Here is a 13,340-nt window from a genome sequence, read left to right as displayed (position 1 = left end):
ATCGCGTCACACGGGGTAGAAATGAGTCCCCAGCGAACGGGGGGCCGGTGGAATGGATGTGACGTGCATGTCAGGTGCCGCCGTCGATCTGCATCCGGCGGCGACTGCGGCCGTACTCGAGGGCCGTGGCGTCTTCGTGTCGGGCGGGGCGGGCTGGGGCCGCACGCACTTCGTCCACCGCCTGCTGGAGGGTGCGGGCGCCGACGGCCGCGAGCGGATGTGGATCGGCGACGACGTGCATCTGCTCGACGCTCAGCAGGCTGAGAAGCTGGCGCAGGCGGTGCAGTCGGGTCGGCTGGTGCCCTTGGGCACGGTCCTTCGGAGCTTCCCCCTCCCGCCGGCCCTGGAGCGGCTCGTGCGTGACGGCGAGGCCGTGAGGCTCGAACTCCCGGAACCGGGTATCGAGACGATGCACCGGGTCGTCGAGGAGACTCTCGGAGGCATCCTCAGCCCGGACTCGGTTCCCTCCGTGGTCCCGGCGCGGCCCGGGGGAGACCTCGTCGTCCTGCGCGCGGCCGTCGTCGACCTCAAGGCAGTCGGAGCGCTCGCGCTGTCCGGCGGTCGATGGAGCATCGTCGATCCGATACCTCCGCGGGACGGCCTCCGCCGCCTCGTCCACGCCCGCCTGTCGACCTCGGTCGAGGTCACCTCGAGCATCGAATCCATCCTCGACATCGTCGCCCTGGCACCGGGGCTCACCGCGGACGACATCGTGGAGGCGATGGTCTCGCCGGGGACGGCCGAGGACCTCGAGCGTCTGGAGCGCGAGGGCATCGTCGACGTCTCGATGCACGGGGGGCCATCTCGCCTGACGATCACCGATCCCGTCATCGAGCTGGTGCTGCCGTGGACGGTCGGCCGGCTGCGGAAGGAGAGGCTCGGCCGCGCCATCGCCGATGTCCTGAGCGGCCGGGATCCCGATGGGCTGGCACCGGAGCAGCTCGCAGCCCTGGCCAGGCACGCTCTGCCTTCCGGACGGCCCGTCGACCGCCGGGCTCTTCTGCTCTCGGCCGTGGCGGCCTTCGAGAGCTCCCAGGTCGAGCTCTCGCTCCAACTGGCCACCGCAGCCGGTGCGGCGGGTGGGGGAGTCGATGCCGAGATCGTCGTCGCCGCGTGCGAGTGGCGGCTCGGGCATCCTGATCAGGCGTCGACACGGCTGCAGGCTGCCCGAATGCTCGCCGCCGGTGACGCGGTTCGTTCGACGGCCATCTCGACGCTCGGAGCTCTGATGAGCGACACGGCCGGCAGCCCGGGATTCGGCTGGGACCGGCCGAGCGGATCGCCCATGCCCTCGGAGGCCGTGGATCTCGCGGCGCTGCTCCGACTCGGCTCGCGTCGGCACTCGATGCCGCCGACCGGAGGTGGCCATACCGCCGACGCCGATCGACTGCGTGACGTCGTGGAGGCTGAGCGGCTGAGACAGGCCGCCGAGAACGCCGCCCTCAGCGGCGACCTTCGCACGACGAACGCGTTCCTCGACGCCGCCGAATCCCTGCTCGACGGAGTCGGCGGCGACACCTTCGTCGTCCGCCTGAATCGCGCCTTCGCGCGGAGCCTCGACGGGGCCATGGAGGAGAACCTGGCCGTGATCGGCGAACTGCGAGATCAGGCGAGGGTGTCCGGCCGGCCGGTGCAGCACGCGGTCGCGACCTGGATCCTCGGTCATCGCCTGCTCTACTCCGGCCGATGCCGGCTCGCGCTCACCGAGCTCCTCGCCGCCCAGGAGCTCATGACACGGGCCGGGATGAACATCGGGACGGGGCTGTCGAGCGCTGAGGTCCGGATCGCCGAGGCACTGACAGGCGCATCGGCACGTTCAGACGGCGCTGCCACCGGGTCGACGCAAGCACCGGCCGGCCACCCCTTCGTGGTGGCGCCGACGGAGCACCAGGCCCGTGGATGGGAGGCCGCCGTCGCGGGCGACTGCGACGAAGCGGCCAGGCACTTCGTCGCAGCGGCGGAAGCCTACGAGGAGCTGGGCCACTTCGGTGCCGCCATGCTTCCGTGGGCCGAGGCCGCACGCGCAGGCAGCGCCACCGTGGTCCTGCCTCGGATCGAGGCACTGGCCGCCCTGGTGCAGGGGGAGAACTCCGCATCGCTCGTCGTCGCGGCTCGGGCCCTGGCCCGCTACGAGCGCCTGACGGGCACCTCGTCGACCGTGGAGAGGGCCGACGCCAGGGCGCGGTCCGTCGCGGATGAACTCTCCGACGCCGGCGAGCGAACGGCCCGGGCCGGCTTCCATCTCCATGCCGCAGAGCTCTTCTCACGCTGTGAGAAGCTCCGCACCCGGCACGGTCCGGAACGGGAGGCCGCCGCGGCTTCCCGGCGGGTCGATCAAGAGCTCGAGATCTGCGATCTCACGGAGTCTCCGTTCCTCGAAGGCCACAGCCGCTCGCCCCTGTCCGGACGGGAGCGGGAGCTCGCCGTCCTCGCGGCCTCCGGCCTGAGCAACCGGGAGATCTCCGAGGCGCTCGTGCTCTCGGTGCGCACCGTCGAGACCCATCTGCTGCGGGTGTACCGCAAGCTGGGCATCCGGACCCGCTCGGAACTTCCCGGCGCGATCGGTCAGACGGCCCCAGGTGAACGATCGCTGGGTGCCGCCACCGCGACCGGCGGAGCAGGAATAGACTGATCAGGTCACTCACAGCCGCCGCTCATCTGGCCGGCGGCCTCTATCACGAGGAGATCATCAATGGCTGAGTACACTCTGCCTGAGCTGCCGTACGACTACGCTGCGCTCGAGCCCCACATCAGCGGCAAGATCATGCAGCTCCACCACGACAAGCACCACGCGACCTACGTGGCTGGCGCCAACACGGCCCTCGCCGCGCTGGCCGAGGCCCGCGCATCCGACAACCTGGCGAACGTCAACAAGCTGGAGAAGGACCTCGCCTTCAACCTGGGCGGTCACGTCAACCACACGGTGTTCTGGACGAACCTGACCCCCGACACCCAGACGCCCGAGGGCGAGCTCGCCGCGGCGATCGACGACACCTTCGGCTCGTTCGAGAAGTTCCAGGCCCACTTCACCGCCGTCGCGCTCGGCGTGCAGGGCTCCGGCTGGGCCGTGCTCGGCTGGGACGTCGTCGGCCAGCAGCTCACCGTCTTCCAGCTGTTCGACCAGCAGGGCAACGTGCCGTTCGGCGTCGTGCCGCTGTTCATGCTCGACGTCTGGGAGCACGCCTACTACCTCGACTACCTCAACGTCCGCGCCGACTACATCAAGGCGGTGTGGAACATCGCCAACTGGTCGAACGTCGCCGCACGCTTCGAGGCGGCCCGCACGAAGACCGAAGGCCTGCTGGTACTGTCATAGCGACGCCGGATGCCGGGGCCGACCTCGTGGTCGCCCCGGCATCCTTCTCCACGGCTACCCACCACCACATGCCCGACAGGGCCCCAGCAACAGGAGCAATCTGTGTCCGTAAAGATCGGCATCAACGGCTTCGGCCGTATCGGCCGTAACTTCTTCCGCGCCGCCCTCGCCAAGGGCAGCGACATCGAGATCGTCGCCGTCAACGACCTGACCGACAACAAGGCGCTCGCGCACCTTCTCAAGTACGACTCCATCACCGGCCGTCTCGACGCCAAGGTGGAGCTCGACGGCGACAAGATCGTCGTCAACGGCAGGCCGATCATCGTCCTCGCCGAGCGCGACCCCGCCGACCTCCCCTGGGGCGAGCTGGGTGTCGACATCGTCATCGAGTCGACCGGCCGCTTCACCAAGAGCGACGACGCGCGCAAGCACATCACCGCGGGTGCGAAGAAGGTCATCGTGTCGGCTCCGGCCACCGGCGACGACGTCGCGACCCTGGTGCTCGGCGTGAACGAGGGCACCTACGACCCCCAGGTGCACGACATCATCTCGAACGCCTCCTGCACCACGAACTGCCTCGCGCCGCTCGCCAAGGTGCTGCTCGACAACTTCGGCATCGAGCGCGGCCTGATGACGACGGTGCACGCGTACACCGCCGACCAGAACCTGCAGGACGGCCCGCACAGCGACCTGCGTCGCGCCCGCGCCGCCGCGCTGAACATCATCCCCACCTCGACCGGTGCGGCGAAGGCCCTCGGCCTCGTCATCCCCGAGCTCGTGGGCAAGCTCGACGGCTACGCCCTGCGCGTCCCGGTCCCGACCGGTTCGATCACCGACCTCACCGTCGAGCTGACCAACCCGGCCACGGTCGAGCAGATCAACGAGGCGTACAAGAACGCCGCCGAGGGTGACCTCAAGGGCATCCTGAGCTACACGGAAGACCCGATCGTCTCCAGCGACATCGTGTCCGACCCGCACTCCTCGATCTTCGACGCCGGCCTGACCAAGGTCATCGGCAACCAGGTCAAGGTCGCCTCGTGGTACGACAACGAGTGGGGCTACTCGAACCGACTCGTCGACATCGCCGAGTTCGTCGCCGCCAAGCTGTAGCAACCCCTCAGCCGGTGGTGCCTCGTCGTTCCGCGACGGGGCACCACCGGCTCCTGACTGAAAGCGATCCCGTGACGCTCCGCACTCTCGACTCCCTCGGATCGCTCGCCGGCAAGCGTGTCGTCGTCCGCTGCGATCTCAACGTCCCTGTCAAGGACGGAGTCATCACCGACGACGGCCGCGTACGAGCGAGCCTCCCCACCCTGAACGCGCTGCTCGAGCAGGGCGCCCGCGTCGTGGTCGTCAGCCACCTCGGCCGCCCCGACGGCGCCCCCGAGGCCAAGTACTCCCTCGAGCCCGTGGCCCAGCGCCTGAGCGAGCTGCTCGGCGCCCCGGTCGCGTTCGCCCACGACACGGTCGGCGACGAGGCGACGGATGCGGTGGCCGCCCTCGAAGACGGCCAGATCGCCGTGCTCGAGAACCTCCGCTTCAACCCCGGCGAGACCAGCAAAGACGAGGGGGAGCGCCGCGCGTTCGCCGAGAAGCTCGCCGCCTACGGCGACGCCTTCGTCTCCGACGGCTTCGGCGTCGTGCACCGCAAGCAGGCGAGCGTCTACGACCTCGCCGAGCTGTTGCCGAGCGCCGCCGGTCTGCTCATCCAGACCGAGCTCGAGGTGCTCGACCGCCTCACCGCGAACCCGGAGCGCCCCTACACCGTCGTGCTCGGCGGCTCGAAGGTCTCCGACAAGCTCGGTGTCATCGGTCACCTGCTGCCGAAGGTGAACACCCTGCTCATCGGCGGCGGGATGCTCTTCACCTTCCTCAAGGCCCAGGGCCACGCCGTGGGCTCCAGCCTCCTGGAGGAGGACCAGCTCGACACCGTGCGCGGCTACCTCACCAAGGCCGACGAGCTCGGTGTGCGCATCGTGCTGCCGACCGACATCGTCGTGGCCTCGACGTTCGGCGCCGACGCCGACACGGCGGTCACCTCGGCGGACTCGATCGAGGAGACGCCGTTCGGCGCATCCGGACTCGGTCTCGACATCGGGCCCGACACCGCGGCGGCCTTCGCGGAGATCATCGCCGACTCGAAGACCGTGTTCTGGAACGGCCCCATGGGCGTGTTCGAGCTCGAGCCCTTCGCAACCGGCACCAAAGCCGTGGCGCAGGCCCTCACCGAGGTCGACGGCCTCGGTGTGGTCGGTGGCGGTGACTCGGCTGCGGCCGTGCGCGCCCTCGGCTTCACTGACGACCAGTTCGGTCACATTTCAACCGGAGGCGGTGCCAGTCTCGAGTTCCTCGAGGGCAAGCGTCTCCCCGGCCTGGAGGTCCTCGGATGGTCCTGAAGCGCACGCCCCTGATCGCGGGCAACTGGAAGATGAACCTCGACCACCTGCAGGCGATCGCCTTCGTCCAGAAGCTCGCCTGGTCGCTGGAGGACGCGAAGCACAGCTTCGACGACGTCGAGGTCGCGGTGTTCCCCCCGTTCACCGACCTCCGCTCGGTGCAGACCCTGGTGGCGGCCGACAAGCTGGGGCTCGCCTACGGCGGGCAGGACATCTCCGAGTACGACTCCGGCGCCTACACCGGTGAGATCTCGGGCCAGTTCCTGGCCCAGCTCGACACGAAGTTCGTCATCATCGGGCACTCCGAGCGACGCACGCTGCACGGCGAGACCGACGAGGTCGTCGCCGCGAAGACCAAGGCGGCCGTGAAGCACGGCATCGTGCCGATCATCTGCGTCGGCGAGACCGCCGACGACCTCGAGAAGCACGGCCAGAGCGCTGTCCCGGTGGCGCAGCTCACCGCAGCGATCGAAGGCCTGAAGGCGGGCGTCGACATCGTCGTCGCCTACGAGCCGGTCTGGGCCATCGGCTCGGGTCAGGCCGCCACGCCCGAGCAGGCCGAGACCGTCGGCGCTGCCCTCCGCGCCGTGCTCGCCGAGAAGCTCGGGGCCGACACGGCTGCGGCCACGCGCATCCTCTACGGCGGATCGGTGAAGTCGGGCAACATCGCCGGCTTCATGCGCGAGCCGAACGTCGACGGCGCGCTCGTCGGCGGGGCGAGCCTCGACGTGACGGAGTTCGCCGCCATCGTCCGCTACCAGAAGCACGTTGGAGTGTAGACTGACCTCTGGTCTTCGGGGGAAGCGACCCCGCTACCGACGTATGTGAAAGGCAAGCAGTGCAAATCCTTCAGGTCATCCTCCAGGTGGTTCTCGCCATCACGAGCCTGCTTCTGACCCTTCTGATCCTGCTCCACAAGGGGCGCGGCGGCGGTCTGTCCGACATGTTCGGCGGCGGCGTCACGTCCAACCTGGGAGCGTCCGGCGTCGCCGAGCGCAACCTGAACCGCATCACCGTCATCCTGGGGCTCGTCTGGGTCGCCAGCATCATCGTGCTCGGGCTGATCACCAAGTTCGACACGGGACTCTAGGGGGAAATCGAATGGCATCAGGAGGAAGTGCGATCCGCGGATCGCGCGTCGGCGCCGGTCCGATGGGGGAGCAGGACCGCGGTTTCCACGCGGAGCGCATCCAGGTCTCGTACTGGGATGCACTCGGCAACGAGACGGTCCGCTACTTCGCGGCGAATCTGCCCGACGAGGAGATCCCCGAGGTCATCGACTGCCCGACCTCGGGTCTGCCCGCCGGTCGCGACAAGGCCAACCCGCCGTCGGTCGCGAAGCTCGAGCCCTACAAGACGCACCTCGCCTATGTGAAGGAGCGCCGCACCGAGCAGGAGGCCGAGCAGCTGCTCGAAGACGCCCTGCAGCAGCTGCGCGAGCGTCGCGGCACGGTCGCCAAGTAGCGCGGCGTAGCAACGCAAAAGGGGAGGCTCTCGATCGAGAGCCTCCCTTTTCCGTGCAGTCGTGCCGTCAGGCAGGGGCCGGATGCGCGGCGAACCGCACCGCCGTCAGTACGACGGGGCGATCAACGCCGCGGGCACCTCGGCGGCGGCCTCCTGGTCGACGAAGAACACCGTGCGCTTGCGCCCCTGGGCGCCGGCGACCGGAACCTCGTCGACGCTCGCGCCGGCCAGAGCCAGCCCGATCGCGGAGGCCTTGTCGGCGCCCGCCAGCACCATCCAGATGCGGTCGGCCGACTGGATGACCGGGAGGGTGAGGCTGAGCCGCTCGGGCGGAGGCTTCGGCGAGTTGCGCACCGGCACCACGGAGGTGTCGGTGATCCGGATCTCGTCGTGACCGGGGAACAGCGAGGCGATGTGCCCGTCGGGCCCGACACCGAGGAACATGATGTTGAAGCGCGGGTACTCCTTGCCCTCGGGTGCGGCCTCGGCGAGCTCGCGGGCGTACATGCGCGCCGCCTCGTCGAGGTCGACGCCCTCGCCCGCGGCCGGGTAGGCGTGCACCTTCGACTCGTCGACGGGGACGTGATCGAGCAGCGCCCGCCGCGCCTGGAGCTCGTTGCGGTCGGCGTCGTCACGGGCCACGAAGCGCTCGTCGCCCCACCAGAAGGTGATGCGCGACCAGTCGATGGTGTGCGAGGCGGGGGAGGTGCGGATGGCCTCCAGCACCTTCTCGCCCATCGTGCCTCCCGTGAGCACGACGTTCGCCTCCTCGAACTCGTCGAGGATGTCGATCATCTTGGTGATGAACCGTGCCGCGACCGAGCCCGCGAGGGACTCCTTGTCGGGATGCACGAGGACTCGGCGGTCAGTGGTCATCGAATATCGTCCCTACCTGTCAGACCGCGTCGCGAACGCCGGCGTCTTTCGACTCCAGCAGCTCGGAGAGCCCCTGGGAGATGACTTCACCATACAGGTCGTCCGGATCGAGCCGTCGCAGCTCCTCGGCCAGGCAATCGCGCAGGTTGCGGCGCGGCAGCGAGAGGTCGTGGGTGGGCTGGTTCGGCTGGCTCAGACGCGCCACGTTCGGGACGTCGCGCACCAGCTCGATGTCGCCGCTCTCCCGCGTGAGGATCACGCCGTGGATGCCGCTCGAGCCGTTGGAGCGCGAGAGCAGTCCGTACTTCACCGGCACCTGCAGCTGGTGCCGCAGCCAGGATGCCAGGAGCAGCGTCGACGGGGAGTCGGATGCACCGGAGACCTCGATGGCCGTGACCGGCTCGTAGGGCGGCTGGTCGAGCACCGCGGCGAGCTGGGCGCGCCACAGGGTGAGCCGCGTCCAGGCGAAGTCGGTGTCGCCCGGGGCGTAGCTCTCGGCCCGGCGCAGCAGCGCCTCGTAGGGGTTCGGCTGGTTCGACGAGTCGGTGATGCGCCGGGTCGCGATGCGGCCGAGGTCGCTCTTCGACACGTCGTCGGGGGCCGCCCCCGGCCACCAGACGACGACCGGGGCGTCGGACAGCAGGAGGCCGGTGACCAGGCCCTCCTGGTCGCTCGCCGCGGCGCCGTAGGCACGGAGCACGACGACCTCACTCGCTCCGGCGTCGCCGCCGACCCGGATCTGCGCATCGAGACGCGCTCCCCGGCCGGTGTTCATGCCGTCGTTCGCGGTGTCGGTCGAGACCACGATGACGCGCATCGGGTGCTCGCGGGAGGCGTCGTTGGCCGCCTCGATGGCGTCCTCCTCCTCGCCGAGCGAGGTCACGATGACAAGGGTGAGCACACGGCCCAGGGCGACGGCGCCGCCCTCCTCGCGGATCTTCACCAGCGATTTCGAGATCTTGCTGGTGGTGGTGTCGGGCAGGTCGACGATCACGGGCGTCTCCAGGTTCTTCCGTCGCGGGCCAGCAGTTCATCGGCGGAGCTCGGACCCCAGGTTCCGGGGCGGTACTGCTCGGGCTGGCCCTGGGTGCTCCAGTACTCCTCGATCGGGTCGAGGATCATCCACGACAGCTCCACCTCCCGCTGACGCGGGAAGAGGGGCGGGTCGCCGAGCAGCACGTCGAGGATGAGCCGCTCGTAGGCCTCGGGGCTCGCCTCGGTGAAGGCGTGGCCGTAGCCGAAGTCCATGGTGACGTCGCGCACCTGCACGCCGGCACCCGGCACCTTCGAGCCGAAGCGGATGGTCACGCCCTCGTCGGGCTGCACCCGGATGACCAGGGCGTTCTGACCGAGCTCCGAGGTCTGGCTCTCGGCGAAGAGGTACTGCGGGGCGCGCTTGAACACGACCGCGATCTCGGTGACGCGGCGGCCGAGGCGCTTGCCCGCACGGAGGTAGAACGGCACGCCGGCCCACCGGCGGGTGCCGATGTCGAGCTTCACCGCGGCGTAGGTCTCGGTGGTGGACTCGGGGTTCATCCCGTCCTCTTCGAGGAAGCCGGGCACCTTCTCCCCGCCCTGCCAGCCGCCCGCGTACTGACCGCGCGCGCTGACCGTGCTGAGGTCGTCGGGGAGCTTGACGGCGGCGAGCACCTTTTCCTTCTCGGCGCGCAGGTCGGCGGCGTCGAACGAGATGGGCTCCTCCATGGCCGTGAGGGCCAGGAGCTGCAGCAGGTGGTTCTGGATGACGTCGCGCGCCGCCCCGATGCCGTCGTAGTAGCCGGCGCGGCCTCCCACCCCGATGTCCTCGGCCATGGTGATCTGCACGTGATCGACGTAGTTCGCGTTCCAGATGGGCTCGTAGAGCTGGTTCGCGAACCGGAGCGCCAGGATGTTCTGGACGGTCTCCTTGCCGAGGTAGTGGTCGATGCGGAACACCGAGTCGGGCGGGAAGACCGACTCGACGACGTCGTTCAGCTCCCGGGCCGTCTTCAGGTCGCTGCCGAAGGGCTTCTCGATGACGACGCGGCGCCACTGACCCTCCTGCTGGTCGGCCAGGCCGGAGCGGCGCAGCTGCTCGGTGACGAGCGGGAACGCCTTCGGCGGGATCGACAGGTAGAAGGCGTAGTTGCCCATGGTGCCGCGGTCGCGATCGAGCTCGTCGATCGTCTCCTTCAGCTGCTCGAAGGCCGTGTCGTCGTCGAACTCGCCCGAGACGAAGCGGATGCCCTCGGAGAGCTGGCGCCACACGTCCTCGTCGAACGGGGTGCGGGAGTGCTCCTTCACGGCGTCGTGCACGACGCGCTCGAAGTCCTGGTCCTCCCAGTCGCGCCGGGCGAAGCCGACGAGCGAGAAGCCGGGCGGCAAGAGGCCGCGGCTGGCGAGGTCGTAGACCGCCGGCATCAGCTTCTTGCGCGAGAGATCGCCGGTGACACCGAAGATGACGAGGCCGGAGGGCCCCGCGATCCGGTTCAGGCGGCGATCGGTGGGAAGCCGGAGCGGGTTGTACTCCGGGGTGATCTCAACGGGAGGCATTGAACTCCTAGGTTCGGGCCGGGCCTCGTCAGCGCAGGGCGCTGAGGAGGGTGTCGGCGTCGAGGGACGCGTTCGTGAGGTTGAGGCGCAGCACGGGCCGGCCGTGCTGCTCGAGGACGGCGGCATCGCCCGCTGCCTGGGCCTGGATGAGCTGGCCGAAGCTGAACGGGCGGCCGGGGATGGCGAGATCGGCGCCCGGGTCGGCCGTGATCTGCAGGAACACGCCGGTGGCGGGGCCGCCCTTGTGGTACTGACCGGTCGAGTGCAGGAACCGCGGGCCCCAGCCGAAGGTGACCGGGCGACCCGAGCGGGCGGCGAGCAGATCGCGCAGCTCGGCGAGCTGCGGCAGTGCCGTGCGATCGACGTAGGCCATCACCGCGAGGTAGCCGTCCGCGGGCAGAGCCGCGATCAGGGCGTCGACGGATGCACGCACCGACGCCTCGGCCGACACGACGCCGGCGGTGCCGCGCACCTCGATGCCGCCCTCGACGAACGAGGGCGCCTCGGGCTCGGGCCGGGCGTCGAGCAGGCCGCGGGCGGCCTGCTTCGCCGACTCCACGTCGGGCTGGTCGAACGGGTCGATGCCGAGCAGGCGCCCGGCGACCGCGACCGCGTACTCCCAGGTGAGCAGCATGGCCCCGAGGGAGCCGCTGATCAGCACCTCTCCCGGGTGACGCTCACGCAGGTGGAACTCGTGGGCGTCGGCGACCAGGCGCACGATCTGCACGTCGGGCAGGCGCTCGGCGAGCTCGGGGGAGTCGACGTCGAGCACGACGGGGAGGAGTCCCTTGCCGTCTTTGCCGGTGGACTCCGCGATCAGCTGCTCGGCCCAGTCGGCGAAGCCCACGATGTGGGTTCCGTCGGACACGATGCCGGTCTTGTCGCGGAGCGGGCTGGTGCCCGCGATCGCGGCCCCGAGGATGAGGCCGAAGTTCTCGTCGCCGTCCTCCGCGAGGTTCAGCGAGATCGCCTCCGCCTCGTCGAGCAGCTCGTCGATCGCCGCACCCGCGAGCCCCGAAGGCACGAGCCCGAAGGCGGTCAGCGCCGAGTAGCGCCCTCCGACGTCGGGGTCGGCCAGGAACACGCGGTAGCCGGCCTCGCGGGCCTCGGCCTCCAGCGGCGAACCGGGATCGGTGACGATCACGATGCGCGTGGCCGGATCGATGCCCGCCGCGCGGAACGCGGCCTCATAGGCCCGGCGCTGGCTGTCGGTCTCGAGCGTGCCGCCCGACTTCGACGAGGCGATCAGCACCGTCGAGGCCAGGCGGTCGTCGAGAGCCGCACGGATCTGCTCCGGGGCGGTCGAGTCGAGGATGGTCAGCTCGACGCCCAGGGTCTTCGTGATGACCTCGGGAGCGAGCGAGGACCCGCCCATGCCCGCGAGCACGAAGTGATCGATCCCGGCGGAGAGGAACTGGGCGCGCAGCGCCTCGACCTCGGCGACCAGCGGGCGCGAGACGGAGACCGCCTCGACCCAGCCCAGCCGCTTCGAGGCCTCCGCCTCCGCGGCTGAACCCCACAGCGTGGGGTTCAGCGCGGTGATGCCGGAGGCGACCAGGTCGCCCACCAGCACCGGGACCTGTGCCTGGACGGCCGCCTTGGCGTCGCCCGACACATGGATGGCGATCGTCATTCAGCAGCCTTCAGGGCAGCCGTGACGGTGTCGAGCAGCTCGTTCCAGGACACGATGAACTTCTCGACGCCCTCCTTCTCGAGCAGCTCGGTGACCTCGGCGTACGAGATGCCCAGGGCGCCGATGGCGTCGAGCACCTTGTTCGCGCCCTCGTAGGAGTGCGCGATGGTGTCACCGCGCACCTCGCCGTGGTCGGAGAGGGCCTCGAGGGTCTTCTCGGGCATGGTGTTGACCACCGAGGGGGCGGCCAGCTCGACGACGTAGGCCGTGTCGGGGACGCTCGGGTCCTTCACACCGGTCGACGCCCAGAGCGGACGCTGGGTGTTGGCGCCGCCCTCGAGCAGCAGCAGTGCGCGCTCGGTGGCGAACGCCTGGGTCCAGACCTCGTAGGCGAGCTGCGCGTTGGCGATGCCGGCCTTGCTCTTCAGGGCCAGGGCCTCGTCGGTGCCGATCGCGGTCAGGCGCTTGTCGATCTCGGTGTCGACACGCGACACGAAGAACGAGGCGACGGAGTGGATCTTCGACAGGTCGTGGCCCGCCTCCTTGGCCTTCTCGAGGCCGGTGAGGTAGGCGTTGATGACGTCGCGGTAGCGCTCGAGCGAGAAGATCAGCGTGACGTTCACCGAGATGCCGGCGGCGATGGTCTCGGTGATCGCCTCGAGGCCCTCGACGGTCGCGGGGATCTTGATCAGCACGTTCTCGCGGTCGACCTTGGCCGACAGCGCCTTCGCCTGGGCGATGGTGCCCTGGGCGTCGTGGGCGAGACCCGGCTCGACCTCGATCGAGACGCGGCCGTCGAAGCCCTTGGAGGCGTCGTAGATCGGCTTGAAGATGTCGCTCGCGGCGGCGACGTCGTCGGTCGTGATCTCGAACACGGCGTCGGTGACGTCGGTGTTCTTCGCAGCCAGGGCCGCGACCTGCTCGCTGTAGCTCTCGCCGTTGGCGAGCGCGGCGGCGAAGATGGTCGGGTTGGTGGTGACGCCCACCACGTTCTTCTCGTCGATGAGCTTCTGCAGCCCACCGGAGGAGATGCGCTCGCGCGACAGGTCGTCGAGCCAGATCGACACGCCGACGTCGGACAGCTTCTGAGTGTTCTCAGTCATTCTCTTCTTCTCTCTTGATT

Annotated in this window: 12 protein-coding genes; 7 read left to right on the top strand and 5 right to left on the bottom strand. The window is 69.6% G+C overall.

Annotation, left to right across the window (positions count from 1 at the left end):
• Positions 1 to 67 precede the first annotated feature (67 nt).
• From BJ984_RS13000 to BJ984_RS12970, 7 genes are all read left to right on the top strand, one after another.
• The gene (locus BJ984_RS13000) at positions 68 to 2,632 is read left to right on the top strand and encodes a helix-turn-helix transcriptional regulator (RefSeq protein ID WP_179548381.1); all 2,565 of its coding nucleotides are present in this window, start codon (positions 68 to 70) and stop codon (positions 2,630 to 2,632) included.
• Between the two features lie 60 nt (positions 2,633 to 2,692).
• Positions 2,693 to 3,316 carry a superoxide dismutase gene (locus tag BJ984_RS12995; protein WP_179548380.1) on the top strand — a complete coding sequence of 208 codons (624 nt, stop codon included), beginning with the start codon at positions 2,693 to 2,695 and terminating at the stop codon, positions 3,314 to 3,316.
• A gap of 102 nt (positions 3,317 to 3,418) precedes the next feature.
• On the top strand, positions 3,419 to 4,426 hold the full coding sequence (gap, locus tag BJ984_RS12990; protein WP_179548379.1) for a type I glyceraldehyde-3-phosphate dehydrogenase: 1,008 nt from the start codon (positions 3,419 to 3,421) through the stop codon (positions 4,424 to 4,426).
• A 71-nt stretch (positions 4,427 to 4,497) separates the two neighbouring features.
• Positions 4,498 to 5,712 carry a phosphoglycerate kinase gene (locus BJ984_RS12985; protein ID WP_179548378.1) on the top strand — a complete coding sequence of 405 codons (1,215 nt, stop codon included), beginning with the start codon at positions 4,498 to 4,500 and terminating at the stop codon, positions 5,710 to 5,712.
• Positions 5,703 to 6,491 (top strand): triose-phosphate isomerase, encoded by a 789-nt coding sequence (tpiA, locus tag BJ984_RS12980; RefSeq protein ID WP_179548377.1) that lies wholly within the window; start codon positions 5,703 to 5,705, stop codon positions 6,489 to 6,491. Before BJ984_RS12985 ends, tpiA begins: the two co-directional genes overlap by 10 nt.
• Positions 6,492 to 6,550: 59 nt before the next feature.
• The gene (secG, locus tag BJ984_RS12975) at positions 6,551 to 6,802 is read left to right on the top strand and encodes a preprotein translocase subunit SecG (RefSeq protein ID WP_173180992.1); all 252 of its coding nucleotides are present in this window, start codon (positions 6,551 to 6,553) and stop codon (positions 6,800 to 6,802) included.
• An 11-nt stretch (positions 6,803 to 6,813) separates the two neighbouring features.
• Entirely contained in the window at positions 6,814 to 7,176 is a 363-nt protein-coding gene (locus BJ984_RS12970; RefSeq protein ID WP_179548376.1) for an RNA polymerase-binding protein RbpA, read from the top strand.
• Positions 7,177 to 7,281: 105 nt separating this feature from the next.
• Here the strand turns inward: BJ984_RS12970 and pgl are convergent, their stop codons facing one another.
• The 5 genes from pgl to tal are packed head-to-tail and all read right to left on the bottom strand — an operon-like array spanning position 7,282 to position 13,320.
• A complete protein-coding gene (gene pgl, locus BJ984_RS12965; RefSeq protein WP_179548375.1) occupies positions 7,282 to 8,052 on the bottom strand; it encodes a 6-phosphogluconolactonase in 771 nt (256 codons plus the stop codon).
• A gap of 19 nt (positions 8,053 to 8,071) precedes the next feature.
• Complete coding sequence (locus BJ984_RS12960; RefSeq protein ID WP_173180989.1) at positions 8,072 to 9,046, bottom strand: glucose-6-phosphate dehydrogenase assembly protein OpcA; 975 nt, start codon at positions 9,044 to 9,046, stop codon at positions 8,072 to 8,074.
• Positions 9,043 to 10,584, bottom strand: coding sequence for a glucose-6-phosphate dehydrogenase (zwf, locus tag BJ984_RS12955; RefSeq protein ID WP_173180988.1), 1,542 nt, complete (start codon positions 10,582 to 10,584; stop codon positions 9,043 to 9,045). Before zwf ends, BJ984_RS12960 begins: the two co-directional genes overlap by 4 nt.
• Positions 10,585 to 10,612: 28 nt before the next feature.
• Entirely contained in the window at positions 10,613 to 12,217 is a 1,605-nt protein-coding gene (locus BJ984_RS12950) for a glucose-6-phosphate isomerase (RefSeq protein ID WP_179548374.1), read from the bottom strand.
• Positions 12,214 to 13,320 carry a transaldolase gene (gene tal, locus BJ984_RS12945; RefSeq protein WP_173180986.1) on the bottom strand — a complete coding sequence of 369 codons (1,107 nt, stop codon included), beginning with the start codon at positions 13,318 to 13,320 and terminating at the stop codon, positions 12,214 to 12,216. The genes BJ984_RS12950 and tal overlap by 4 nt, the downstream gene beginning before the upstream one ends.
• Between the last annotated feature and the right edge of the window lie 20 nt (positions 13,321 to 13,340).

Source organism: Herbiconiux flava (genome assembly GCF_013409865.1).
Classification (GTDB): Bacteria; Actinomycetota; Actinomycetes; order Actinomycetales; family Microbacteriaceae; genus Herbiconiux; species Herbiconiux flava.
Note: the sequence above shows the minus strand (reverse complement) of the source record. Positions and strands in the feature narration are given on the sequence as shown.